Genomic DNA, 24,656 nt, shown 5'->3' on the forward strand with positions numbered 1-24,656 from the left:
GGCCCGCCGCGCGGGCGCTCGGGCCCGCCGCGCCCGCCCGAGCTCGACCCGGCCCGCCAGGCCGCCCTCGACCTGCTCACCGCGGTGCGGGTGCGCGACGCCTACGCCAACCTGGCGCTGCCGGCGATCCTGCGCCGCCACCGGCTCGGCGGTCGCGACGCGGGGCTGGCCACCGAGCTCGGCTACGGCACCCTGCGCGCCACCGGGCTGCTCGACGCCGTGCTCGCCGCGTGCATCGACCGCCCGCTGGCCAAGGTCGAGCACACCCTGCTCGACGCCCTGCGGCTGGGCGCCTACCAGCTGCTGCGCACCCGCGTGCCGAAGCACGCCGCGGTCGACACCACCGTCGAGCTGGTCCGGGTGGAGGCGGGCAGCCGCTCCGCCGGGTTCGTCAACGCGGTGCTGCGCCGCGTCGGCGAGCGCGACGAGAAGGCCTGGGTGGCGGAGCTGGCCCCGGACCCGACGGAGGACCCGGTCGGGCACGCCGCCTTCGCGCACTCGCACCCCCGCTGGATCGCGCAGGCCTTCGCCGACGCGCTCGGCGGCACCACCGAGCTGGACGAGGCGCTGGCCGCCGACGACGCCCGCCCCGTCGTGCACCTGCTCGCCCGCCCCGGCGACATCACCGCGGCCGAGCTGGCCCTGGTGACCGGCGGCACCGAGGCCCCCTACTCCCGTTTCGGCGTGCACCTCGAACCGGGTTCGGGGGAGATCGGCGAGCTGGACGCGGTCGCCGAGGGGCTCGCCATCGTGCAGGACGAGGGCAGCCAGCTGGTGGCGCTGGCCCTGGCCGACGCCCCGGTCGAGGGGGAGCACACGGGCCGCTGGCTCGACCTGTGCGCCGGGCCGGGGGGCAAGGCGGCGCTGCTGGGCGGGCTGGCCGCGATGGACGGCGTCGAGCTGGCCGCGGTGGAGTCCACCGAGCACCGCGCCGACATGGTCCGCCGCGCCGTCGACGGCCTGCCGGTCACCGTGCACACCGCCGACGGCCGCGAGGCGCCGCTGCCCGACGCCGCGTTCGACCGCGTCCTGGTCGACGCGCCGTGCACCGGGCTGGGCGCGCTGCGCCGGCGCCCGGAGGCCCGCTGGCGGCGCCGGCCCGACGACGTGTCCGGGCTGGCGAAGCTGCAGCGCGAGCTGCTGACCGCGGCCCTGCGCCACGTCCGCCCCGGTGGCGTGGTCGCCTACGTCACCTGCTCGCCGCACCTGTCGGAGACGGTCGGGGTGGTCACGGCGGTGCTGCGCAAGCACCCGCACGTCGAGCGGCTGGACGCGCGCGAGCTGCTGGCGGGGGTGCCGGGGCTCGGCGCCGGGCCGACCGTGCAGCTGTGGCCGCACCGCCACGGCACCGACGCGATGTTCCTGGCGCTGCTGCGGCGCACCTCCTGACCCGACACCCCTCGCGGGCCGCATACGCGCGGTCCGGCCGGCCCGTTGCGCGTAACCTCGGAACGTGCACCCGATGATCGCCCCGAGCATCCTGGCGGCCGACTTCGCCCGCCTCGCCGAGGCCGCGGACGCCGTCCGCGGCGAGCCCGGCTCCGGAGCCGACTGGCTGCACGTGGACGTGATGGACGCCCACTTCGTGCCGAACCTGACCATCGGGCTGCCCGTCGTGACCTCGCTGCGCGCCGCGACCGACCTCCCGCTGGACTGCCACCTCATGATCGAGGACCCGGACCGCTGGGCGATCGGCTACGCCGAGGCCGGCGCGCACAACGTCACCGTGCACGTCGAGGCGGCCAAGGACCCGATCGCGCTCGCGAAGGACCTGCGCGCGGCCGGGGCGAAGGCCGGGCTGTCGATGAAGCCGGGCACGCCGCTGGAGCCCTACCTCGACGTCCTGCGCCACTACGACACGCTGCTCGTCATGAGCGTCGAGCCCGGCTTCGGCGGCCAGGAGTTCCGGCCCGAGGTGCTCGACAAGGTGCGCACGGCGCGCCGGCTGGTCGACACCGGCCACCTGACGCTGCTGGTCGAGATCGACGGCGGCATCAACGACGAGACCGTCGGCGCCGCCGCCGAGGCCGGGGTGGACTGCTTCGTGGCCGGCTCCGCGGTCTACGGCGCGGACCGGCCGGAGGCGGCCGTGCGGGCGCTGCGCGAGCGGGTCGTCGCGGCCTCGCCGCACCGCGGGTGGTCGGCGTGACGCCGGGGCGGGGAATCGGGCCCACAGGGGCGTGGGTTCTAGTCGGCACGGGGTGCCGGCGGAAGGGGAGTGCCTAGTGTTCACCGGGATCGTCGAGGAGATCGGCGAAGTGCTGGAGGCGCGCGAGAGCGCGGAGGTCGCGGTGCTCACGGTGCGGGGGCCCACCGTCACCTCCGACGCCCGCCACGGCGACTCGATCGCCGTCAACGGCGTCTGCCTGACGGTCATCGACACCGAGATCGGGGCGGCCGGCGGCACCGCCGACGGGACGTTCACCGTCGAGCTGGTCCCGGAGACCCTCAAGCGCACCAGCCTGGCCGCCGCCGGCGTCGGCGCGAAGGTCAACCTGGAGCGCGCCGTGGCCGTGGGCGGGCGCCTGGGCGGGCACATCGTGCAGGGCCACGTGGACGGCGTGGCGACGCTGCTCACCCGCACGCCCGGCGAGCGCAGCGACGAGTTGACCTTCAGCCTGCCCGCCGACCTGGCCCGTTACGTGGCCCTCAAGGGCTCCATCGCGGTCGACGGGGTGTCCCTGACGGTGGCCGGGGTGACCGACGACACGTTCTCCGTGGCGCTGATCCCGACGACCCTGGCAGAGACCACACTCGGCTTCCGCGAGCCGGGTGACACCGTCAACCTCGAGGTTGACGTCGTCGCGAAGTACGTGGAGCGACTCGCCTCCACGGGCGGCGCGGCGGTGGCCGGTGCGGTGGCCAACGCGGGGGCCGGCGAGGAGGACGGTTCCAGATGAGCGTGCAGGAGAGTGGGCCCGTCCCGGGGGACCGCGCGGTCGGCTTCGAGATGATCGAGCGCGCGATCGCCGACCTGAAGGCGGGCAAGTGCGTCCTGGTCGTCGACGACGAGGACCGCGAGAACGAGGGCGACCTCATCTTCGCCGCGGAGATGGCCACCCCGGAGCTGCTGTCGTTCATGGTCCGGTACACCTCGGGCTACGTGTGCGTGGCGCTCACCGAGACCGAGTGCGACCGGCTCGACCTGCCGCCCATGCACCACACGAACTCCGACAGCTTCCGCACCGCGTTCACCGTGACCGTGGACGCCAAGGCCGGTGTCACCACGGGCATCTCCGCGGCCGACCGGGCGCACACCATCCGGCTGCTGGCCGACCCGACCACCGGCCCGCAGGACCTGGTCCGCCCCGGGCACGTGCTGCCGCTGCGCGCCCGCGAGGGCGGCGTGCTGCGCCGGCCCGGGCACACCGAGGCCGCGGTCGACCTCGCCCGCCTCGCCGGGCTCACCCCGGCCGGCGCGCTGTGCGAGCTGGTGTCGCAGAAGGACGAGGGCGAGATGGCCCGCGGCGACGAGCTCGCCGTGTTCGCCGCCGACCACGACCTGACGATGATCACCATCGCCGACCTGATCGCCTACCGGCGGCGCTTCGAGAAGCACGTGGTCCGGGTGGCGCAGGCCCGCATCCCGACCGCGCACGGCGAGTTCATCGCCTACGGCTACGACTCGCTGCTCGACGGCGTCGAGCACATCGCGATGGTCCGCGGCGACATCGCGACCGCCGAGGGCAACGGCGAGGAGGTGCTCGTGCGGGTGCACTCCGAGTGCCTCACCGGCGACGTCTTCGGCTCGCTGCGCTGCGACTGCGGCCCCCAGCTCGACGCCGCGCTGGCCGCGGTGGCCGAGGAGGGCCGCGGGATCGTGCTCTACATGCGCGGGCACGAGGGCCGGGGCATCGGCCTGCTGCACAAGCTGCAGGCCTACCAGCTCCAGGAGGCCGGGGCCGATACGGTGGACGCCAACCTGGCGCTCGGCCTGCCCGCCGACGCCCGCGACTACGGCATCGGAGCGCAGATCCTGGTGGACCTCGGTGTGCGGTCGATGCGCCTGCTGACCAACAACCCGGACAAGCGCGCCGGGTTGGAGGGCTACGGGCTGACGATCACCGGCCGGGTGGCGCTGCCGGCCCGCGCCGGGCCCGACAACATGCGCTACCTGCGCACGAAGCGCGACCGGATGGGTCACGACCTGCCCGGACTCGGGGAGGGCTCGCCCGTCGAGGTCCTCGACGAGATCCACCCGAACACGGACTGAACCCGGGGCCCGCTCGGCGGGCCCTGCACGACCGAGGAGCGAGCACGGATGAGCGGTGAGGGACGACCGACGCCCGACGGCGGGCTGGAGGCGTCCGGCCTGCGGCTGGGGATCGCCGCGGCGAGCTGGCACGCCGAGCTGGTCGACCTGCTGCTCGAACGGGCCGTGGCGACCGCCCAGAAGGCCGGGATCGCCGAGCCCACGGTGGTCCGCGTCCCGGGCACGATCGAGCTGCCGGTCGTCTGCCAGCAGCTCGCGGCCACCCACGACGCGGTCGTCGGGCTCGGCGTGGTGATCCGCGGCGGCACCCCGCACTTCGAGTACGTCTGCGACGCGGTGACCGCCGGGCTCACCCGGGTCTCGCTCGACGCCGGGGTGCCCGTCGGCAACGGCGTGCTCACCTGCAACACGCTCGAGCAGGCCGTCGACCGGGCCGGTGGCCCGGGGGCGGCCGAGGACAAGGGCGCGGAGGCGTGCGAGGCCGCGCTGCGCACCGCGCTGGTGCTGCGGGGCCTGCGGGGCGGGTCGTGAACGCCGCCGAGGAGTCCGCCGCCCGGTCCACCCCCGAGCCCACCGGGTCCACCACCGGGTCGACCGAGTCCGCCGACTCCACCGGGTCCACCACCGGACCCACCCCGGCGGGAACCGGGGAGGTGCTGGTGCTGCGGCCGCGGCGGATGCTGGTCCTGTCGGTGGTCGGGGCGACGGCGCTGTTCGTGGTGTTCGTGGTCATCGCCGTGCTGCTGCGCAACAGCCCCACCGGTGTCTACTTCCGCTTCGCCGACCAGGTGGCCATGGTGCTGCTGGGGGCGATGCTGGCCGGCGGCATCCTGCTGATGGCCCGGCCCCGCGTGCGCGCCGACGCCGCGGGCGTCGAGGTGCGCAACATCATCGGCACCCGCCGGGTCGACTGGGCCGACGTGCAACGGGTGGCCTTCCCGGACGGCGCCTCGTGGGCCCGCCTCGACCTGCCCGACTACGAGTACCTGCCGGTGCTCGCCCTGCAGGCCGTCGACCGCGGCCGCGCCGTGGACGGCATCACCCGCCTGCGCGCACTGCACGCGGCATCACGCACGCGCTGAGCACGACCGGCTCCTTGCGCACGTAGCATCGGGGCCGTGCTGCGCACCCCCACCTCCCCGAAGGTCCGTCCACGCTCCGACCGCGGACACGGGGAGGTGCGCCTGGGCGACATCGTGCTGCGCAACCGGCTCGTCACCTCGTCGAGCCTGCTCGGCTACGGGGTGTCCAACGCACCGCTGCTGCCCTACGGCATGAGCCCGGTGTCGCTGTTCGTGCCGCTGTCGGAGTTCGGGGCGGTCACCACCCGGACGCTGACCGTCGAGCCCCGGGAGGGGCACTTCAGCACCCGCGAGGACTACCGCCTCGCCGAGCTGCCCGGTCTGTTGCGCCGGTACGGGACGGTGCTGCGCGGGGTCGACGGGGGCTGGCTCAACGCGTTCGGCTGGTGCAACGTCGGGATCGACGCCTACCTGCGCGACTACTACCCCCGCACGCGCGACCAGCGCACGATCATCTCGGTGGGCGGGTTCTCGGCCGAGGAGTTCGTCACGCTGGTCGACAAGGTCAACGCCGCGGTCCCGGCGGGTGACATCGCCGCGGTGGAGTTCAACGTCTCCTGCCACAACGTCAACTTCGACTTCTCGGCGATCCTGCAGTCCGTGCTGGACGAGGCCGTGCCGCGCAGCGCGCACCCGGTGCTGCTCAAGCTCTCCCCCGACTACGACTACCTGCGCAACGCCCGGCAGGCGGCGCGGGCCGGGGTGTCCGGGCTGACCGCGATCAACACCGTCAAGGCGCTGCGGCTCGACCCGCGCACCGGCGAGCCGTGGCTGGCCAACCGCTACGGGGGGCTGTCCGGTCGGGCGATCAAGCCGATCGGCCTGCGGGTGGTCTCCGAGCTGCGCGACGCCGGCATCACCCTGCCGGTGATCGCCACGGGCGGCATCCGCACCGCCGCCGACTGCCGCGAGTACTTCTGGGCCGGGGCCGACGCGGTGAGCCTGGGCAGCGCGGCCTGGCTGGCCAGCTACCCCGGATACGCCCTCGCGCCGCTGCGCGGGCTGTATGTTCGGCGCGTGCTGAGGACGGTTCGGCGCTACGGTCCGGAGTCCTCTGGCCCCGGTGCGTAGCATCGGGCGATGATCTTCGTGCGGGGTCCGCGGCCGACGGGGGAGGCCGGGCTCCGCATCGGCGGCGGCCGCGGGTGGCGGCCGACCGGAGTCGCGGAGGTGGACGGGCATGGGCGAGCCGGGGGTGGCGACCGAGCGGGTGCGGGCCGCGGACCGCAGACCGCGTGTGGTCCTGCTGGACGTCTTCGAGACCGTGCTGCGGGTCGACGCGCTGCGCGGGCGGTTCGTCGACGTCGGCCGCCCGGAGCACGAGTGCGACCTGTTCTTCGCCCGCACCCTGCGCGACGGGATGGCGTTGACCCTCGCCGGCGGCGTGCGGCCCTTCGAGGAGGTGGCGCGGGCGGCGCTGCGCACCACCACCGGGCACACGCTGTCGGAGTTCGCGCTCGACCACGTGATCGAGGGGTTCGCCGAGCTGCCGCCGCACGAGGACGCCGAGCCCGCGCTGATGGCGCTGGCCAGGGCGCGCATCCCGGTCTACGCCCTCACCCACGGGCCGGCCGCGGTGGCCCGCCAGGCGCTCGACGGCGTCGGGTTGCGCACGTACATGCGCGGGCTGCTGTCCTCGGAGGAGATCCACTCCTTCAAGCCGCCGGGCCGGGTCTACACGTGGGCCTGCCAGCGCGCCGACACCCCCGCCGACCGCACGGCGCTGATCGCCGTGCACTCCTGGGACGTGCACGGGGCCGTGCGGGCCGGCCTGGTGGGTGCGATGGCCACCCGGCTGGAGGGCCGGGTGCCCGACACGATCGCCCGCCCGCACGTCGTGGCCGAGCGCCTCGACGACGTGGTCAAGCGCCTGCTCGACCTGCCCAGCTGAGCCGGCCGGCGTTCACACCCCGATCCGCCGGCGCGCGGCGGTGCCCCTCCCGGTGCCCAGCCCGGTGCCCAGCCCGGTGCCCCCGAGGTCGGCCCGCTCGCCCGCGGCCGCGCCGGAGCCGAACCCGGACCCCGTCAGCGACCGGCCGCGCGCCGGCTCGGGCGCGGGGAACGCGGCGGCGAAGGCGGCGTCGACGCGCTCGGCCCGCTCGGCCAGCGCGACCGCGGTCGTCGTCGTCGTGCGGGCCCCGGGCGCGGAGTCGGGGCTGGGACCGGACGCGGCGGCGTCGCTCTCCGCCTCGACCAGCCGCCGGTGCACCTGCACCGCGAACCCGTGCAGCCACGACCGGCGGAACGCCGCCACCGACTCGCCGGGCGGCGGGCGCAGGCGCGCGAGCTGTGCGACGGCCTGCAGCAGCAGCGACGTGTAGAGCAGTTCGACGCGCTCGCGGTCGGCGGCGAAGCCGACCACGCTGACCGCGCCGACCCGGCCGCCGCGCTGCTGGTGCAGCACGGCGCGGCAGCCCAGCGCGGCGGCCGTCCAGGCGAGCAGGCGCGCCTTGCCCGCGCTGTACGGCTCGTGCACGGCGACGCGCTGGGCGCGGGGCCGGTCGCGGGCGGGATCGGCGGCGGTCAGCACGGCGGCGTCGATGCCGTGGCGCGCGACGAGCTGCAGGGCCTTGTCGGTGTAGCTGGCCGCCTCCTCCGGAGTGGCCGCGCGCTCGGCCTTGGCCAGCAGCTTGCGCACCACGTCGAGCTTGTCGAAACCCATCGCCAACCCCCGAACCGTCGCTCGAACATGCGTTCGCCGTCACGGAGAGTCCTACCACCGCGGTCCGACAGAACGCCGGTGGCCGCTCCCGCGCCGTGTCGACACGCCCTGTCGACACGCCGTGTCGGGGGAGCGGCCTAGGCTGGCGTGGCCATGTCAGATCCCGCCACGTACCGCCCGGCCCCGGGGACCATCCCGGAGGCCCCCGGGGTGTACCGCTTCTCCGACCCACGCGGCCGCGTCGTCTACGTGGGCAAGGCCAAGAGCCTGCGCCAGCGGCTGAACTCCTACTTCGCCGACCTGTCGTCCCTGCACCCGCGCACCCGCCAGATGGTCACCACGGCGGCGCACGTGGAGTGGACCGTCGTCGCCACCGAGGTCGAGGCGCTCCAGCTCGAGTACAACTGGATCAAGGAGTTCGACCCGCGGTTCAACGTCCGCTACCGCGACGACAAGACCTACCCGGTGCTGGCGGTGACGATGAACGAGGAGTTCCCCCGCCTGCACGTCTACCGCGGGCCCCGGCGCAAGGGGGTGCGCTACTTCGGCCCCTACGCGCACGCCTGGGCCATCCGCGAGACCCTCGACCAGCTGCTGCGGGTGTTCCCGGCGCGCACGTGCAGCGCCGGGGTGTTCAAGCGCCACGGCCAGATCGGGCGGCCGTGCCTGCTGGGCTACATCGACAAGTGCTCGGCGCCCTGCGTGGGCACGGTCAGCGCGCAGGAGCACCGCGACATCGTCGACGACTTCTGCGACTTCCTGTCCGGGCGCACCGACCGCCTGGTGCGCGAGCTGGAGCGGCGCATGGCCGCGGCCTCCGACGAGCTGGAGTTCGAGAAGGCCGCGCGCCTGCGCGACGACATCGGCGCCCTGCGCCGGGCGATGGAGAAGCAGGCGGTCGTGCTCGGCGACGGCACCGACGCCGACGTCGTCGCGTTCGCCGACGACGAGCTGGAGGCCGCCGTGCAGGTCTTCCACGTGCGCGGCGGACGGGTCCGCGGCCAGCGCGGCTGGGTGATCGACAAGGTCGAGCCGACCGACACCCGGGCGCTGGTGGAGCGGTTCCTCACCCAGTTCTACGGCGAGCAGGCCGCGCTCGCCGAGGCGGCCGACGACGCCCACCAGCCGGTCCCGCGCGAGATCCTGGTGCCCGAGCTGCCGACCGAGGTCGAGCCGCTGGCCGACTGGCTGTCCGGGCTGCGGGGCTCGCGGGTGCAGATCCGGGTGCCCCAGCGCGGCGACAAGCGGGCGCTGGCCGAGACGGTCCGGCGCAACGCCGCGGAGGCCTTCACCCAGCACAAGCTGCGCCGGGCCAGCGACATCACCGCCCGGTCCGCGGCCCTGCAGGAGATCCAGGACGCGCTCGGGCTCGACGGCGCCCCGCTGCGGATCGAGTGCGTCGACGTGAGCCACGTGCAGGGCAGCAACGTCGTCGCCTCGCTGGTGGTCTTCGAGGACGGGCTCGCCCGCCGCTCGGAGTACCGCCGCTTCGAGATCCGCGGCGGCGCGGAGGGCGGCGACGTGGCCGCCATCGCCGAGGTCGTGCGCAGGCGCTTCCGCCGCTACCTGGCCGAGACCGCGGGCGACCGCGCGGTCACGGCCGACATCCCCGACCTCGCTGATGTCTCGGCCGAATCTGATGTCTCTGACCTCCCTGACCTCCCTTACCTCCCTGACCTCTCTGACGAGGCGGAGCGCGCGGACGGCGTACCGGAGGTGGGCGGTGCGGAGGGTGACGAGTCGCGCGGGCGGGGTAACGCCGAGGCCGGTGCCGGCGACCCCCCCGTTATCGCCTCGTCCACCGCAACCGCCACCCACCGCCCCGGGATCGACCCCGACACCGGCCGACCCCGCAAGTTCGCCTACCCGCCGAACCTGCTGGTCGTCGACGGGGGCCCGCCGCAGGTGGAGGCGGCCGCGGACGTCATGGCCGAGCTGGGCATCACCGACGTGGCCGTGTGCGGGCTGGCGAAGCGGCTGGAGGAGATCTGGCTCCCCGGCGACCCCGATCCGGTGATCATGTCGCGCAGCAGTGACGGGCTGTTCCTGCTCCAGCACGTCCGGGACGAAGCGCACCGCTTCGCCATCACCTATCACCGCCAGCGCCGTTCCAAGGGTATGACCAGTTCCGACCTGGACTCCGTCCCCGGGCTCGGCCCCACCCGCCGGGCCACACTGATCAAGCACTTCGGGTCGGTGCGCAGGCTGCGCGACGCCGGCGTCGACGAGATCGCCGCGCTGCCCGGCTTCGGCCGGCGCACGGCGACCGCGGTCCTCGCGGCCCTGCAGGCGGAGGGCCGGTCGTGAGCGCGTCCGACGGGATCGACCCCGCCGCCGCCGACCCGCACGACCGCGAGGTGCAGGGCGCCGACTGGGAGGACCGCGTCACGCGCGGTGGGGTGCAGGCCGGCGAGCGCGGCGCGGCCGATCGCGGCGGGATCGAGGTCGCCCTGATCAGCGGCCTGTCCGGAGCGGGGCGCAGCACCGCGGCCAAGGTCATGGAGGACCTGGGCTGGTTCGTGGTGGACAACCTGCCGCCCGAGCTGATCGCCACCATGGTCGACCTCGGTTCCCGCGCGCGCGGCGAGATCACCCGCATCGCGGTGGTGATGGACGTGCGCAGCCGGGCGTTCTCCACCGACCTGGGCGCGGTCATCAAGGACCTCGACACCCGCGGCTACAAGCCGCGGCTGCTGTTCCTGGAGGCCGCCGACGCGGTGCTGGTGCGCCGCTTCGAGCAGGTGCGCCGCAGCCACCCGCTGCAGGGCGACGGTCGGCTGGTCGACGGCATCGCCGCCGAGCGCGACCTGCTGCGCGCGCTGCGCGAGAGCGCCGACCTGGTCGTCGACACCTCCGCCACCACGGTCCCGGCGCTGCGGGCCACCCTGGAGCACGCCTTCGGCGCCGAGTCGTTGCAGGCGACCCGGGTCACGCTGGTCTCCTTCGGCTACAAGTACGGCCTCCCGATGGACTCCGACCTCGTCGTCGACGTCCGGTTCCTGCCCAACCCGTTCTGGATCCCGGAGCTGCGCGAGCACACCGGGCGCGAGGAGCAGGTCCGCGACTACGTGCTCAGCCAGGACGGCGCCGAGGAATTCATCGAGCGCTACCTGCAGCTGCTCGGCCTGGTCGGGGCGGGCTACCGGCGGGAGGGAAAGCGCTACCTCACCGTCTCGATCGGCTGCACCGGCGGCAAGCACCGCAGCGTGGCGATCAGCGAGGAGATGGCCCGGCGGCTGTCGGGCTCGGACGGCGTCGTCGTCAACGTCACCCACCGCGACCTGGGGCGCGAGTGAGCGCCCCCGACCCGTTGCGGGCGGTGGCGCTGGGCGGCGGGCACGGCCTGCACGCCACGCTCTCGGCGCTGCGGCTGCTGACCGACCGCGTGACCGCGGTCGTCACGGTGGCCGACGACGGCGGCTCGTCGGGGCGGCTGCGCCGCGAGCTGGGCGTGCTCCCGCCGGGCGACCTGCGCATGGCGCTGGCCGCGCTGGCCGCGACCGACGAGGGCGGGCAGCGCTGGGCCTCGGTGGTGCAGCACCGCTTCGGCGGCACCGGCGCGCTGGCCGGCCACGCCGTGGGCAACCTGCTGCTCGCCGGCCTGATCGACGTCCTGCGCGACCCGGTCGCCGCGCTCGACGAGGTGGGCGCGCTGCTCGGGGTGCGGGGGCGGGTGCTGCCGATGAGCTGCGACCCGCTCGACATCGAGGCCGACGTGTCCGGGCTCGGCGACACGCCCGACGAGGAGTACCGGATCAGGGGACAGGTGGCCGTCGCGTCGACGCCCGGCCGGGTCCGCCGGGTGCACCTGCGCCCGGAGCGGCCGCAGGCGTGCCCCGAGGTGCTCGAGGCCGTGCACGGGGCCGACGTGCTGCTGCTCGGCCCGGGATCGTGGTTCAGCAGCGTGATCCCGCACCTGCTCGTGCCCGATCTGCGCGAGGCACTGGTCACCACGCGGGCGCGCAAGGTGGTGGTGCTGAACCTGGTTCCCGAACCCGGGGAGACCGCCGGGTTCTCCCCGGAGCAGCACCTGGCCGTACTCTCGGAGCACGCCCCCGAGCTGAGGGTCGATGCGGTGATCGCCGACAAGGCCGCGGTCGGGCTGCCGGACCGGCTGCGCCGCGCCGCGCGCGTGGTGCTCTCCCCGGGTGGCCGGGTCCACGTGGCCCCGGTCGCCGCTGCCGACCCGGTCGTGCCCCGCCACGACCCGGCGGCGCTGGCGCAGGCGATCGGCGCCGTGCTGGCCGGGTTCGGCCAGCAGGCGGCGGTGGCGGCCCACCCGGCCGCAGAGAGGACGTGAAGGTGGCTCCCCAGGCGCACCCCGGCGCTCCCCGACCGGTCAGGAGGTACCCATGGCGATGACGGCGGCGGTCAAGGACGAGCTCAGCAGGCTCGTGGTCACCAAGCCGTGCTGCCGGCGCGCGGAGGTCGCCGTGCTGCTGCGGTTCGCCGGGGGCCTGCACATCGTGGGCGGGCGGGTCGTGGTCGAGGCCGAGGTCGACACCGGGTCGGTGGCCCGGCGGCTGCGCCGCGACGTGCACGAGCTGTACGGCCACACGTGCGAGGCGCACGTCATCACCGCGGGCGGGCTGCGCCGCGGCGCGCGCTACGTGCTGCGCGTCGTGCGCGACGGCGAGGGCCTGGCCCGGCAGACGGGCCTGCTCGACGCCCGCGGCCGTCCGGTGCGTGGGCTCCCGCCGCCCATCGTCAACGGCAACGTGTGCGACTCCGAGGCCGTGTGGCGCGGGGCGTTCCTGGCGCACGGCTCGCTCACCGAGCCGGGGCGCAGCTCGGCGCTGGAGGTCACCTGCCCCGGGCAGGAGGCGGCGATGGCGCTGGTCGGCGCGGCGCGCCGGCTCGGGGTCACGGCGAAGTGGCGGGAGGTCCGCGGCGCCGACCGCGTGGTCGTGCGCGACGGCGACGCCATCAGCGCGCTGCTGACCCGGATGGGCGCCCACGAGAGCGTGCTGGCCTGGGAGGAGCGGCGGATGCGCCGCGAGGTCCGGGCCACCGCCAACCGGCTGGCCAACTTCGACGACGCCAACCTGCGCCGCTCCGCGCGCGCCGCGGTGGCCGCGGCCGCCCGGGTCCAGCGGGCGCTGGAGATCCTCGCCGAGGACGTCCCCGACCACCTGCTCGCGGCCGGCCGGCTGCGCGTCGAGCACACGCAGGCCTCGCTGGAGGAGCTCGGCCAGCTCGCCGACCCGCCGATGACCAAGGACGCGGTCGCCGGGCGCATCCGCAGGCTGCTGCACATGGCCGACAAGCGGGCCGCCGACCTGGGCATCCCGGACACCGAGTCGGTCGTGACGGCGGAGATGCTCGAGGACGTCTGACCGGCGCTGCGCCGAACGGGTGGTCGCGCAGCGTGGTGTGAAGCTCATCAGGTGGATCGATTCCGAAGCCGGTGCGTGCCCGCCCACCTGGAACGCTAGGGTTCGGGTGAGCGGGCGTCCCCGGTCGGGGAAGAGCCCCTACGAGACGGGCCGGACGGTCCAGACGATGGGGAGGCACGGCGTGACTGTGCGCGTGGGTGTGAACGGGTTCGGGCGGATCGGCCGCAACTTCTGGCGCGCGGTCGACGCGCAGCGGGCCGCGGGCGGGACCGACATCGAGATCGTCGCGGTGAACGACATCACCGACAACGCGACGCTGGCCCACCTGCTCAAGTACGACTCCATCCTGGGTCGGCTGCCCTACGGCGTGTCCTCCACCGACGACGAGATCGTCGTCGACGGGAAGGGCTTCAAGGGCCTGGCCGTGCGCGACCCCGCCGAGCTGCCCTGGAAGGACCTGGGCGTCGACGTGGTCGTCGAGTCGACGGGCATCTTCACCAAGCGCGAGGGGGCCACCAAGCACCTCGACGCCGGGGCGAAGAAGGTCGTCATCTCGGCGCCGGCCACCGGTGAGGACCTGACCGTCGTCAAGGGCGTGAACGACTCCGCCTACGACGGCTCGCAGAACATCGTGTCGAACGCGTCCTGCACCACGAACTGCCTGGCCCCGCTGGCCAAGGTGCTCGACGACCTGCTGGGGATCGAGAAGGGTCTGATGACCACGATCCACGCCTACACGCAGGACCAGAACCTGCAGGACGGCCCGCACAAGGACCTGCGCCGGGCGCGCGCCGCCGCGCTGAACATCGTGCCCACCTCCACCGGCGCCGCCAAGGCGATCGGCCTGGTGCTGCCGCACCTCAAGGGCAAGCTCGACGGCTACGCGCTGCGCGTGCCGATCCCCACCGGCTCGGCCACCGACCTGACCGTCGAGGTCCGCAAGGAGGCCTCGGCCGAGGAGATCAACGCCGCCTACAGGGCCGCCGCCGAGGGCCCGCTCAAGGGCGTCCTGAGCTACACCGCCGACCCGATCGTCTCCTCCGACATCGTCACCGACCCGGCGTCGTGCATCTTCGACAGCGGGCTGACCAAGGTCATCGGCAACCAGGTCAAGATCGTCGGCTGGTACGACAACGAGTGGGGCTACTCCAACCGCCTCGTCGACATCACCGGCCTCGTCGCCAGCAAGCTCTGAGGCAGCCCGCATGAAGTCGCTCGACGACCTCATCGGGGAGGGCGTCTCCGGTCGGACGGTGCTCGTGCGCTCCGACCTGAACGTCCCGCTCGACGGCGACCGGATCACCGACGACGGCCGGATCCGGGCGTCGGTGCCCACCCTGCGCGCCCTGCTCGACGCGGGCGCGCGGGTGGTGGTCACCGCGCACCTGGGCCGGCCCAAGGGCGGCCCGGACCCGAAGTACTCGCTGGCCCCGGTGGCCGCGCGGCTCGGTGAGCTGCTCGGCGCCGAGGTCACCCTGGCCGAGCACGGCGACCGGGCGCGGGCGGCGGTGTCGGCCCTGGACGGTGCCGACGGGCGCGGCGGCGTCGTGCTGCTGGAGAACATCCGGTTCGACCCCCGCGAGACCGCCAAGAACGACGACGACCGGGCCGCGTTCGCCCGGGAGCTGTCCGAGCTGGCCGGCCCGAGCGGGGCGTTCGTCTCCGACGGGTTCGGCGTGGTGCACCGCAAGCAGGCCTCGGTCTACGACGTCGCGCTCGACCTGCCGGCGTACGCGGGCGGCCTCGTGCTCGCCGAGGTCGAGGTGCTGCGCAAGCTGACCACCGAGCCCGAGCGGCCCTACGCGGTCGTGCTGGGCGGGTCGAAGGTGTCGGACAAGCTGGCCGTCATCGACGCCCTGCTGCCCCGGGTCGACGCGCTGCTGGTCGGCGGCGGGATGTGCTTCACGTTCCTGGCCGCGCAGGGCTACGGCGTCGGCGACTCGCTGCTGGAGCGCGACCAGATCGACACCTGCCGGCGGCTGCTGGAGTCCGGCAAGATCGTGCTCCCGGTCGACGTCGTCGTGGCCGACGACTTCTCCGCCGAGGCGAACACCCGCACCGTGGCCGTCGACGCCATCCCGGACGGCTGGAAGGGCCTGGACGTCGGTCCGGACACCGTCGCCGCGTTCGCCGAGGTGCTCGGCGGGGCCCGGACGGTGTTCTGGAACGGCCCGATGGGCGTGTTCGAGCTGGCCCCGTTCGCCGAGGGCACCCGCGGGGTGGCCCAGGCGATCGTGGACGCCACGGCCGCCACCCCCGGTGCGTTCAGCGTGGTGGGTGGCGGCGACTCGGCCGCCGCGGTCCGCGCGCTGGGCCTGCCCGAGGACGGCTTCTCCCACATCTCCACCGGGGGCGGCGCCTCGCTGGAGTTCCTGGAGGGCAAGGACCTGCCCGGCATCGCCGTCCTGGAGAAGAGCTGATGGCCAGTATTGATGTCCGCTCCGCCGGCGCTGCGCGGAGGAAGCCGCTGATCGCCGGCAACTGGAAGATGAACCTCAACCACCTCGAGGCCATCGCCCTGGTGCAGAAGCTCGCCTTCGCGCTGCCGGAGAAGTACTACGACAAGGTCGACGTGGTCGTCCTGCCGCCGTTCACCGACATCCGGTCGGTGCAGACGCTCATCGACGGCGACCAACTGCTGATGGTGCACGGCGCGCAGGACCTGTCCCCGCACGACTCGGGCGCCTACACCGGCGACGTGTCCGGCGTGATGCTGGCCAAGCTGGGCTGTCGCTTCGTCACCGTGGGCCACTCCGAGCGCCGCGAGGTCCACGGCGAGGACGACGCCCTGGTCAACCGCAAGGTGCTGGCCGCGCTCAAGCACGGGATCAGCCCGATCCTGTGCGTCGGGGAGGGCCTGGACGTGCGCGAGGAGGGCCGGCACGTGGAGCACACCACGCGCCAGCTCACCGCCGCGCTGAAGAAGGTCCCCGCCGAGGGCGTCCGCTCCGTCGTGGTCGCCTACGAGCCGGTGTGGGCGATCGGGACCGGTCGCGTGGCGAGCGCGGCCGACGCCCAGGAGGTGTGCGCCGCGCTCCGCGCCACGATCTCCGGGCTGTACGGCGAGGCCGCCGCGGCCGACGTCCGCGTGCTCTACGGCGGCTCGGTGAAGGCGAAGAACGTCGGCGAGATCGTGGCCGAGCCCGACATCGACGGCGCGCTCGTGGGCGGGGCCAGCATCGACGCCGACGAGTTCGCCCAGCTCTGCGCCATCGCCGCGGGCGGCCCCCTGCCGTAGCCCACCGTCGAGAACGACGTCATGGGACGGATCGGGCCCTTTTCGATCCCATGGCGTCGTTCTCCACGGAACGGGCCCCCGGCAACGGCGGGCGATGGCCCGGGTACCCTCGGGTTTCCGAGCGGGTCGGCGGCGCGCCGGCGACCCGTACGACGAGAATGAGGATGGGATGCAACTCGCCCTGCAGATCGTACTGATCGTCTCCAGCGTGCTGCTGGTGCTGCTGATCCTGCTGCACCGTGGTCGAGGTGGCGGTCTGTCCAGCCTGTTCGGTGGCGGGGTGCAGTCGAGCCTTTCCGGTTCGAGCGTCGTGGAGAAGAACCTGGATCGGCTCACCCTCTTCGTCGGCGCGATCTGGGTGATCGCGATCATCGGTACCGGGCTGCTGGTGAAGGTCGGGGTCTGAGAGAAGGATGGCCATGGCAGGCGGCAACGCGATCCGCGGCACCCGGGTGGGTGCCGGTCCGATGGGTGAGTCCGAGCGCGGCGAGACCGCGCCCCGGTCGCACATCTCGTACTTCTGCTCCAACGGGCACGTCTCGACGCCCTCCTTCGCCCAGGAGGCCGAGATCCCCGACTCCTGGGACTGCCCCCGCTGCGGCCTGCCGGGCGGGCGCGACAGCCAGAACCCGCCGGCCCCGCCGCGGACCGAGCCCTACAAGACCCACCTGGCGTACGTGAAGGAGCGGCGCAGCGACGCCGACGGCGCCGCGATCCTCGAAGAGGCGCTGAGCAAGCTGCGGGCCTCCCGCGAGCTCTGAGCACCCGGCCCGGCGTCCACGGACGCCGGGCCGTTCCCGTTCCTAGCTCAGCGCATCCACCTGCTGGCCGATCGCCATCGTCAGCGCCGCCGCGGTGGTCCCGGCAGGCACGGCCGAGGCCGATACGGTGATGACGTCCTCGTCGCGGATGAGCCCGGCGTAGACGCTGTCCCCGTCGAACCGGCAGACGAAGCCGGTGCCGACGGGGGCCCGCGATCCGTCGTCGCAGACCTCGGCGAGCACGTCGAGCTGGGCCGCCACGGGGCGGTCGTCGGCCGCGGCGATGTCGACGGCGACGAACTCACCGGCGGCGTCGCCGTCCGCGGCGGGGCCGGGTGTCCGCTGCGTTCCCGTGCCGGCTCCCACGCCGTCCGACGTCGCGGTGGTGGCCGGCGACGGCGCGGCCGGCCCGGGGTCGTAGACGCAGCGGGTGTCGCTCGCCGTCGTCGCGTCCGGGATCCAGGTGAGCCCGGTGGTGGTCGCCATCGCGTCGAGGTCGAGCAGGCACGCGGCCGGCGGGGGAGGGGGCGGAGCCGGCGCGGGGCCCGTACCACCACCACCGGGCGGGCTGGGGGAGGCGGCCATTGTGCAGCCGCCCAGCGCGGCCGTGGCGAGCAGCGCCGCTCCCAGCAGGACGGATCGGGTTCGGGCCGGGAGCGCGCGCACGCACGCACGATGCCATGCGCCGCCGACCCGTCCGGCCGCGCCCCCGCGGCCGGGCGGGTTGCCACGTTCAGCAGCCGCAGGGGACCGTCAGCGGGTCCGGGTCGGTGGTGACGACGCCGTCGTCGGTCTGCACGGGCAGGCCCTCCCGCGTCCAGTACTCGATCCCGCCGAGCATCTCCCGCACCCGGAACCCCGCCTCGGCCAGCCGCAGGGCGGCGCGTGTCGCCCCGTTGCAGCCCGGGCCCCAGCAGTAGGTCACCACCGGGACCGCCGGATCGAGGTCTGCGGGCAGCTGCGCGGTCGGCACGTGGCGCGCGCCCGGGATCCGCCCGCCGGCCCACGCCGCGGCGCTGCGCGTGTCGACCAGCACGAAGCCGGGGGAGCCCGTGGACATGGCGGCGTGCACGTCGGAGACGTCGGTCTGGAAGGCGAGCCGCGAGGCGAAGAAGGCGACGGCGTCGGTTGCGGCGGGAGTCGACACGGTGGCGGTCATGACCGCGAGGCTAGGAACAGTGGGCGGCGCGCTGAAGGAGCGTTCCACGGTAGATTCGGTCCATGGCCGTGGATTCGCTGGACGACATCGACTACCGCCTCCTGGAAGCCCTGCAGGAGGACGGTCGGGCCAGCTACGCCGTGCTGGGCCGCACGGTCGGGCTGTCGCCGAGCGCGGTGACCGAGCGGGTGCGCAGGCTGGAGGAGTCCGGGGTCATCACCGGCTACCGCTGCGACGTCGACCCGGAGCGGCTCGGCCTGGTCATCCGCGCACTGGTCCGGCTGCGCTACCCCAACGCCAACTACCGCCCCTTCCACGACCTGCTCGACACCACCCCGGAGGTCGTCGAGGCCCACCACGTGACGGGGGAGGACTGCTTCGTGCTGACCGTGCTGGCCCGCTCGATGCGCCACCTCGAGGAGGTCACCGGCCGGATCGGCGGGCTGGGCGCGGTGACCACGAGCGTCGTCTACTCCAGCCCGCTGCCGCACCGCCCCGCCCTCGCCGCCGCCCGGCCCCCGCGGACGGACACCCGGCGCCGGGCCTAGATGGCGCGGTAGGGGCGGCTGGCCTCCCCGCGGAGGGCCTGCTCACAGACCTGGTGGTGTGCTCGCAGACCTGCGTGGGTCCGCGCAGCGCGCCGGCGGGCTGCGAGGTCACGGCTGGCGCTGTGCGGACACCTCGTCTAGCCGGGCAGGCCGTTCAGGAAGGACCCGGGGCCGGTGGTGCCGGCGCCGGCGGCTTCGACGCGCGTCCGCAGGTCCCGGTCGGCGGTGACGACCACCCGCTCCTGGCCGTCGAGCAGGGTGACGAGTTCGATGATCGCGGAGTCGCCGTCGCGTTCCGCGCGGACGACGTCGAGGCGGGAGTGCGCGGGCAGGTCGTCCGCGCGGGCCGCCTCGCCCTCCAGCACCAGGTGCACCCGCAGCTGCCGGTCCTCCGGCTGGCCGAGGGACACGGCCAGCACGCTGGTGTCGGTGCTCAGCAGGGCGACCAGGCTGCCGGCGAGGCGGCGGGCGGCGCCCCGGCGGTCGCGCCACCAGCCGTCGGGGCGGGAGCCGACGACGTTGGCCCCGTCGACGACGACGTGCAGTTCGATGTCCACGACAGGAGCCGGCCGCGTCAGGCGATGTGCGGGACGAGGTCGCGGGGCAGCTTGGCGGCGGCGGCCCGGTCGAGCAGCCAGCGGGTGCGGCGGCGGCCGGTGGCGCCGGCCACCGGGATCGCCACCTCGCCCGCGCCGCCCAGCGCCATGGCCACCGCGGCCGCCTTGGCCTCACCGGTGGTGATGACCCAGACCTCGGCGGCGGTGCGGATCGCCGGCAGGGTCAGCGACACCCGGGTGGGCGGGGGCTTCGGGCAGCCGTGGACGGCCACGACCGAGCGCTCGGTCTCGTAGACGGCGGGGGAGTGCGGGAAGACCGACGCCGTGTGGCCCTCGCCGCCCATTCCCAGCATCAGGACGTCGAACGACGGCACGGGGCCGTGGTCCTCCGGGCGGGCCGCCTTGCGCAGCAGCGCCGCGTACTCCTCGGCCGCCGCTTCCGCCCCGCTCGGGCCGGTGCCGGTGTCGGCGCCCATGGGGAAGACCTTGGCCGGGTCGACCGGGACGTGGTCGAGCAGGGCCTCGCGCGCCTGGGTCTCGTTGCGCTCCGGGTGTCCGGGCGGCAGGAAGCGCTCGTCGCCCCAGTAGAACTCGACGCGGCCCCAGTCGACGGCGTCGCGGGCGACGGTGGCCCGGATCTGCTCCAGCATGGCGATACCGACGCCGCCGCCGGTCAGCACGACCTTGGGCGTGTTGCCGGTGGCCTGCAGGTCGACCAGGCGGGTGATCAGCCGCGCGGCCGCGGCGGCCGCCAGCACGTCGGGGTGCGCGTGGACGGCGATGTCCGGCGTCGGCATGCCCGCTCTCCCCTCCCCGGTCGCCCTCTCGGTCGCCGGAGTGCCCGTCATCGGCTGGTCGTCAGCGTCGGCGCGGGGACCGGGTCGTCGATGTGCTCGACGCGGTCGATCCCGGCCAGCGAGGCCCCGTAGATCTCGTCGGGGTCCAGCCGGCGCAGCTCCTCGGCGAGGCAGTCTCGCACCTCGCGGCGGGCCAGCGCGACCAGCCGGTCGGGTTGTCCCGGCTGGCTGAGCCGCCCGACGCGGCCGTCCGGGCGCACCAGCTCGACCGGCCCGGAGGCGCGCTCCAGGCGCACCGAGACCATGCCCTTGCCGGTGGTGGCGGGGTGGCGCTCGACGGTGGTGCCCAGCCGGACCGCGAGCCAGCCGGCCAGCAGGTCGGCGGAGGGCGAGACCCGCTCGCCCACGACCGTCACGTGGGTGACGTCCTCGAAGGGCGGGGCGTCCAGGGCCGTGGCCAGCAGCGCCCGCCAGAACGTCAGCCGCGACCAGGCGAGGTCGGTGTCGCCCGCGCGGTGCCCGGCCCGGCGCTGCGCGAGCGCGGCGACGGGGTCGGGGCAGGCCAGGGCGTCGGTGATGCGGCGCTGGGCCAGCCGGCCCACCTCGTCCTCGGCGGGCACGTCCGGCGCCTCGCCCGGCCACCACGCCACGACCGGCGCGTCGGGCAGCAGCAGCGGCATGACCATGCCGGCCGCGGCGCCGTTGTCGGCGAGCGCGCCGTAGCCGCGCAGCACGATCACCTCGCTGGCGCCGGCGTCGCCGCCGACCCGGATCTGGGCGTCCAGCCGGGGCGCGGCCTCGCGGTACCCCCGGGCCAGCACGATCACCCGGCACGGGTGCTCGCGGCTGGCCTCGTTGGCGGCGTCGATGGCGTCCTCGGTGGTGCCCCCGTCGTCGGTGATGATCACCAGGGTGAGCACCCGGCCCAGGGCCAGCACGCCGCCGCTCTCGCGCAGCTGCACCAGCTTCTTGTTGACCTTCGAGATGTTCGTCGAGGGCAGGTCGACGATCATGGTCGGCTCCTTGCGGTACGCGCGGTGGTGATCGGGGCGCTCACGGACGGCGCCAGGTGCGCCCGGTGCGGGCCAGCATGCGGTTGGCCGACTCCGGGCCCCAGCTGCCGGCGGGGTAGGGGTCGGGACCGGCGTCCTGGGCGGCCCAGTGCTCGATCACCGGGTCGAGGATCTCCCAGGAGCGCTCGACCTCCTCGTTGACCGGGAACAGCGACGGCTCCCCGAGCAGCACGTCGAGGATGAGCCGCTCGTAGGCCTCGGGGGAGGCCTCGGTGAACGCGGTGCCGTAGCCGAAGTCCATGGTGACGTCGCGGACCTCCATCTGGCTGCCCGGCACCTTCGACCCGAACCGCATGGTGACGCCCTCGTCGGGCTGGACCCGCACGACGATCGCGTTCTGCCCGAGCTCCTCGGTCATCGTGGAGTCGAACGGCAGGTGCGGGGCGCGCTTGAAGATGATCGCGATCTCGGTGACCCGGCGGCCCAGCCGCTTGCCGGTGCGCAGGTAGAACGGGACGCCCGCCCACCGCCGGGTGGCGACCTCGCAGGTGATGGCGGCGTAGGTCTCGGTGCGGGACTCGGGGTCGAAGCCCTCCTCCTGCTTGAGCCCGCGCACCTTCTCGCCGCCCTGCCAGCCGCCCTCGTACTGCCCGCGCGCCGTCGTCTCCTCCAGCGGGCCCACCAGCTTGGTGGCGTTGAGCACCTTGATCTTCTCGGCGCGCAGCTCGTCGGAGGAGAACGCGACCGGCTCCTCCATCGCGGTGAACGCCAGCAGCTGCAGCAGGTGGTTCTGGATGACGTCGCGGGCCGCGCCGATGCCGTCGTAGTAGCCGGCGCGCCCGCCCAGCCCGATGTCCTCGGCCATGGTGATCTGCACCTGGTCGATGTAGTGGGCGTTCCAGATCGGCTCGAAGAGCTGGTTGGCGAAGCGCATCGCCAGCACGTTCTGCACCGTCTCCTTGCCGAGGTAGTGGTCGATGCGGAACACCGAGTCCTCGGGGAAGACGTCGTTGACGATCGCGTTGAGCTCGCGCGCGGACTGCAGGTCGTGGCCGAACGGCTTCTCGATCACGACCCGGCGCCACTGGTCGCCGTTCTGCGCCGACAGGCCCGAGCGGGCCAGCTGCTTGCACACCACCGGGAACGCGCCGGGCGGGATCGACAGGTAGAAGGCGTGGTTGCCGCCGGTGCCGCGGACCCGGTCGAGGTCGCGGACGGTCTTCTCCAGCTGGTCGAACGACGCGTCGTCGTCGAAGCTGCCGGGCACGAACCGGAAGCCCTCGGCGAGGCGGTCCCACACCGACTGCCGGAACGGGGTGCGGGCGTGCTCGCGCACCGCCTCGTAGACCACGTTGCCGAAGTCCTGGTCGGCCCAGTCGCGGCGGGCGAAGCCGGTCAGCGCGAAGCCCGGCGGCAGCAGCCCGCGGTTGGCCAGGTCGTAGATGGCCGGCATCAGCTTCTTGCGGGACAGGTCGCCGGTCACGCCGAAGATGACCAGGCCGCAGGGCCCCGCGATCCGCGGGAGCCGCTTGTCGCGCGGGTCGCGCAGCGGGTTCGCCCACCGCGCCGCCCCGGTCGTGCTGACGCTCATCGTTCTCCTCGGTTGTGCGTCACGAACGTCGCTGTCGCTCTTGATGTTGCTGGTGATGTCGCTGTTGATCTCGTTGGCGGTGGGTGGGCCCGGTCCCGGCGCTTCAGAGCTCCTGGACGGCCTTGGCCAGGGTGACCAGGCCGGCGATCCGGTCGACGAGGTGCAGGCGCAGTACGCGGCGACCAGCCGCGACCAGCGCCGCGGCGTCCGCGTCGGCCATCGCCTCCTGCCGCTCACCCAGCTCCTCCGGCCGCTCACCCGGTTCCGCCGCGGCCCCGGTCAGCTGGCAGACCACCGGGGTGCCCGGACCGCCCCTGTCGTACTGGCCGGTGCCGGCCAGGCAGCGCGGCGCCCACCCGAAGGTGGTGGTCAACCCGGTGCGGCGGGCCAGCTCCAGTCGCAGCACCGCGGCGGAGGCGTCGCTCTCCCGGTCAAGATAGGCGTGCACGGCCAGGTGGGAGGGCGCCGTGCCGGACGGGTCGACGAGCGCACGCAGCGCGTCGGCGACCGTGTGCGCGCCGTCGGGGAGCCAGCTCCCGCCGCGCACCGCGACGGCGCCGTCGACGAAGCCGTCGCCGAGCGCGGACCCGGCGTCGGCGGAGGGTCCGGCCGCGCCGGGGCGATCGGTGGGGTCGACGGCGAGCAGGTGCGCGGCCACCGCCACGGCGCGCTGCCAGAGCAGCACCTGCCCGACGGCCGAGCCCTCGGTGCGCAGCCCCGGCCCGCCGTCGGTGCGCTCGACGAGCGCCGGTGTCGTCCCCGCCCCGGACACGGGCCCGGCGAGCTCGATGGCCAGCGCGTCGGACGGGACGCCCGCCGAGCGGACGAGGTCGGCCAGCGGCGCGTCGGGGTCGTCCAGCCGGACCGCCAGCGGTCCGCGCCCGCCCTTGCCCAGGCCGCCGGCGACCAGTTCGGTGGCGTACTCCACCAGCGCCGGGGTGCCGGTGAGCGCGACGACGGGGGCCGCGGCCAGCAGGGCTCCCAGCACGAGTGCCGGGTTGTCGGGCGCGTCCTCGGCCAGCGCGGCCGCGGCCAGGTCGGCCCCGGCCAGCAGGACGCCGATGTCGGCGCCGGCGAGGCCGGCGGGCACGAGCGTGTACGCGCTGAGCGACGACCACAGCCCGGACACGTCCGGAGGGCCGGCGAGCAGCGCGGACCCCCCGGCCCGGCGGGCCAGCGGCCCGCCCGGGACGTCGACCAGGACGCTGTGCCGCTCGGCGGGCAGGCCCTCGCGGACCAGCGCCTCGGTCACCACCTCGTGCACCAGCGTGACGGAGCCGGCCTCGGCCGCGGTCGCGCCCGGCGGCAGGACGGTGACCAGCGCGGTGGTGTCGAGGTCGCCGGCCACCACCTCGGCAACCGACTCCGGGTCGGCCGTGTCCAGCACGACGAGCCCGGTGCCGGGCGCCGTGCCCACGCCGAGCCCCTCGACCGCCACCCCGACACCGGCCGTGGTCACCAGCACGACCCGGCGCAGGCCGGCCACCCGCAGGGTCTCCCCGACCGCGGCCACCGCACCGACCATCGGCCGGGCGGTGCGCGCGGCCCCGACCCAGCCCGGCCAGGCGGCGGTCGGCCACAGCGAGACGTCGCCCACGGCGAGGCGGCTCGCGACGGAGCCGCCCACCAGGTCGGACACGACCCCGGTGGGCGGCTCGGGCACGCTCGGTCGGCTCACCGGGCCGGGCGCGGGAACGGT

Annotated in this window: 26 protein-coding genes; 18 read left to right on the plus strand and 8 right to left on the minus strand. The window is 74.7% G+C overall.

Features of this window, described 5'->3' with window-relative positions; genetic code table 11:
* The 8 genes from KIK08_RS09040 to KIK08_RS09075 form a co-directional block, all read left to right on the plus strand.
* On the plus strand, positions 1-1,389 hold a 1,389-nt coding region (locus KIK08_RS09040; RefSeq protein ID WP_250556627.1), incomplete at its 5' end, for an RsmB/NOP family class I SAM-dependent RNA methyltransferase.
* 73 nt (positions 1,390-1,462) lie between these two features.
* Positions 1,463-2,149 (plus strand): ribulose-phosphate 3-epimerase, encoded by a 687-nt coding sequence (gene rpe, locus KIK08_RS09045; protein ID WP_214402580.1) that lies wholly within the window; start codon positions 1,463-1,465, stop codon positions 2,147-2,149.
* A 76-nt stretch (positions 2,150-2,225) separates the two neighbouring features.
* On the plus strand, positions 2,226-2,900 hold the full coding sequence (locus KIK08_RS09050) for a riboflavin synthase (protein WP_214402581.1): 675 nt from the start codon (positions 2,226-2,228) through the stop codon (positions 2,898-2,900).
* Positions 2,897-4,213, plus strand: a complete 1,317-nt coding sequence (locus KIK08_RS09055) for a bifunctional 3,4-dihydroxy-2-butanone-4-phosphate synthase/GTP cyclohydrolase II (RefSeq protein ID WP_256446170.1) — start codon at positions 2,897-2,899, stop codon at positions 4,211-4,213. The genes KIK08_RS09050 and KIK08_RS09055 overlap by 4 nt, the downstream gene beginning before the upstream one ends.
* Before the next feature lie 48 nt (positions 4,214-4,261).
* Positions 4,262-4,744: a 6,7-dimethyl-8-ribityllumazine synthase gene (ribH, locus tag KIK08_RS09060; RefSeq protein WP_214402582.1), complete on the plus strand. Its 483-nt coding sequence runs from the start codon at positions 4,262-4,264 to the stop codon at positions 4,742-4,744.
* Between the two features lie 146 nt (positions 4,745-4,890).
* Complete coding sequence (locus tag KIK08_RS09065; RefSeq protein WP_214402625.1) at positions 4,891-5,295, plus strand: PH domain-containing protein; 405 nt, start codon at positions 4,891-4,893, stop codon at positions 5,293-5,295.
* Between the two features lie 36 nt (positions 5,296-5,331).
* Positions 5,332-6,366 carry a beta/alpha barrel domain-containing protein gene (locus KIK08_RS09070; RefSeq protein ID WP_308257514.1) on the plus strand — a complete coding sequence of 345 codons (1,035 nt, stop codon included), beginning with the start codon at positions 5,332-5,334 and terminating at the stop codon, positions 6,364-6,366.
* Between the two features lie 109 nt (positions 6,367-6,475).
* Positions 6,476-7,186, plus strand: a complete 711-nt coding sequence (locus KIK08_RS09075) for an HAD family hydrolase (RefSeq protein WP_214402583.1) — start codon at positions 6,476-6,478, stop codon at positions 7,184-7,186.
* 12 nt (positions 7,187-7,198) lie between these two features.
* On the opposite strand, the gene KIK08_RS09080 is transcribed toward KIK08_RS09075, so the two are convergent.
* Positions 7,199-7,957: a DUF2786 domain-containing protein gene (locus tag KIK08_RS09080; protein ID WP_214402584.1), complete on the minus strand. Its 759-nt coding sequence runs from the start codon at positions 7,955-7,957 to the stop codon at positions 7,199-7,201.
* A 153-nt stretch (positions 7,958-8,110) separates the two neighbouring features.
* On the opposite strand from KIK08_RS09080, the gene uvrC reads away from it, so the two are divergent.
* The 9 genes from uvrC (at position 8,111) to KIK08_RS09125 (ending at position 17,292) form a co-directional block, all read left to right on the plus strand.
* Positions 8,111-10,264 carry an excinuclease ABC subunit UvrC gene (gene uvrC / locus KIK08_RS09085; protein ID WP_214402585.1) on the plus strand — a complete coding sequence of 718 codons (2,154 nt, stop codon included), beginning with the start codon at positions 8,111-8,113 and terminating at the stop codon, positions 10,262-10,264.
* Positions 10,265-10,356: 92 nt separating this feature from the next.
* Positions 10,357-11,253 (plus strand): RNase adapter RapZ, encoded by an 897-nt coding sequence (rapZ, locus tag KIK08_RS09090; protein ID WP_214402627.1) that lies wholly within the window; start codon positions 10,357-10,359, stop codon positions 11,251-11,253.
* A 14-nt stretch (positions 11,254-11,267) separates the two neighbouring features.
* Positions 11,268-12,257 carry a gluconeogenesis factor YvcK family protein gene (locus KIK08_RS09095; RefSeq protein WP_214402628.1) on the plus strand — a complete coding sequence of 330 codons (990 nt, stop codon included), beginning with the start codon at positions 11,268-11,270 and terminating at the stop codon, positions 12,255-12,257.
* Positions 12,258-12,309: 52 nt separating this feature from the next.
* Complete coding sequence (gene whiA / locus KIK08_RS09100) at positions 12,310-13,293, plus strand: DNA-binding protein WhiA (protein WP_214402586.1); 984 nt, start codon at positions 12,310-12,312, stop codon at positions 13,291-13,293.
* A gap of 181 nt (positions 13,294-13,474) precedes the next feature.
* Complete coding sequence (gene gap, locus KIK08_RS09105; protein ID WP_214402587.1) at positions 13,475-14,488, plus strand: type I glyceraldehyde-3-phosphate dehydrogenase; 1,014 nt, start codon at positions 13,475-13,477, stop codon at positions 14,486-14,488.
* A 10-nt stretch (positions 14,489-14,498) separates the two neighbouring features.
* A complete protein-coding gene (locus tag KIK08_RS09110; RefSeq protein WP_214402588.1) occupies positions 14,499-15,713 on the plus strand; it encodes a phosphoglycerate kinase in 1,215 nt (404 codons plus the stop codon).
* On the plus strand, positions 15,713-16,531 hold the full coding sequence (gene tpiA, locus KIK08_RS09115; protein WP_214402589.1) for a triose-phosphate isomerase: 819 nt from the start codon (positions 15,713-15,715) through the stop codon (positions 16,529-16,531). The genes KIK08_RS09110 and tpiA overlap by 1 nt, the downstream gene beginning before the upstream one ends.
* A gap of 169 nt (positions 16,532-16,700) precedes the next feature.
* Positions 16,701-16,937 (plus strand): preprotein translocase subunit SecG, encoded by a 237-nt coding sequence (gene secG / locus KIK08_RS09120; RefSeq protein ID WP_214402590.1) that lies wholly within the window; start codon positions 16,701-16,703, stop codon positions 16,935-16,937.
* Positions 16,938-16,950: 13 nt separating this feature from the next.
* Positions 16,951-17,292: an RNA polymerase-binding protein RbpA gene (locus KIK08_RS09125; protein WP_214402591.1), complete on the plus strand. Its 342-nt coding sequence runs from the start codon at positions 16,951-16,953 to the stop codon at positions 17,290-17,292.
* A 42-nt stretch (positions 17,293-17,334) separates the two neighbouring features.
* On the opposite strand, the gene KIK08_RS09130 is transcribed toward KIK08_RS09125, so the two are convergent.
* Both KIK08_RS09130 and KIK08_RS09135 read right to left on the minus strand, forming a co-directional pair.
* On the minus strand, positions 17,335-17,958 hold the full coding sequence (locus tag KIK08_RS09130; protein WP_214402592.1) for a hypothetical protein: 624 nt from the start codon (positions 17,956-17,958) through the stop codon (positions 17,335-17,337).
* A 67-nt stretch (positions 17,959-18,025) separates the two neighbouring features.
* A complete protein-coding gene (locus KIK08_RS09135; protein WP_214402593.1) occupies positions 18,026-18,451 on the minus strand; it encodes a rhodanese-like domain-containing protein in 426 nt (141 codons plus the stop codon).
* Positions 18,452-18,513: 62 nt separating this feature from the next.
* Here KIK08_RS09135 and KIK08_RS09140 point away from each other — a divergent pair, with 62 nt between their 5' ends.
* Positions 18,514-18,999 carry an Lrp/AsnC family transcriptional regulator gene (locus KIK08_RS09140; RefSeq protein WP_214402594.1) on the plus strand — a complete coding sequence of 162 codons (486 nt, stop codon included), beginning with the start codon at positions 18,514-18,516 and terminating at the stop codon, positions 18,997-18,999.
* Between the two features lie 137 nt (positions 19,000-19,136).
* On the opposite strand, the gene KIK08_RS09145 is transcribed toward KIK08_RS09140, so the two are convergent.
* The 5 genes from KIK08_RS09145 to KIK08_RS09165 form a co-directional block, all read right to left on the minus strand.
* Positions 19,137-19,556 (minus strand): hypothetical protein, encoded by a 420-nt coding sequence (locus KIK08_RS09145; RefSeq protein ID WP_214402595.1) that lies wholly within the window; start codon positions 19,554-19,556, stop codon positions 19,137-19,139.
* A 17-nt stretch (positions 19,557-19,573) separates the two neighbouring features.
* A complete protein-coding gene (pgl, locus tag KIK08_RS09150) occupies positions 19,574-20,353 on the minus strand; it encodes a 6-phosphogluconolactonase (protein WP_214402596.1) in 780 nt (259 codons plus the stop codon).
* Positions 20,354-20,400: 47 nt separating this feature from the next.
* Entirely contained in the window at positions 20,401-21,366 is a 966-nt protein-coding gene (gene opcA, locus KIK08_RS09155) for a glucose-6-phosphate dehydrogenase assembly protein OpcA (RefSeq protein ID WP_214402597.1), read from the minus strand.
* 40 nt (positions 21,367-21,406) lie between these two features.
* A complete protein-coding gene (gene zwf / locus KIK08_RS09160) occupies positions 21,407-22,957 on the minus strand; it encodes a glucose-6-phosphate dehydrogenase (protein WP_214402598.1) in 1,551 nt (516 codons plus the stop codon).
* A 103-nt stretch (positions 22,958-23,060) separates the two neighbouring features.
* Positions 23,061-24,620, minus strand: coding sequence for a glucose-6-phosphate isomerase (locus tag KIK08_RS09165; protein ID WP_214402599.1), 1,560 nt, complete (start codon positions 24,618-24,620; stop codon positions 23,061-23,063).
* Positions 24,621-24,656 lie beyond the last annotated feature (36 nt).

It is taken from the genome of Pseudonocardia lacus (assembly GCF_018531445.1).
GTDB classification, from domain to species: domain Bacteria; phylum Actinomycetota; class Actinomycetes; order Mycobacteriales; family Pseudonocardiaceae; genus Pseudonocardia; species Pseudonocardia lacus.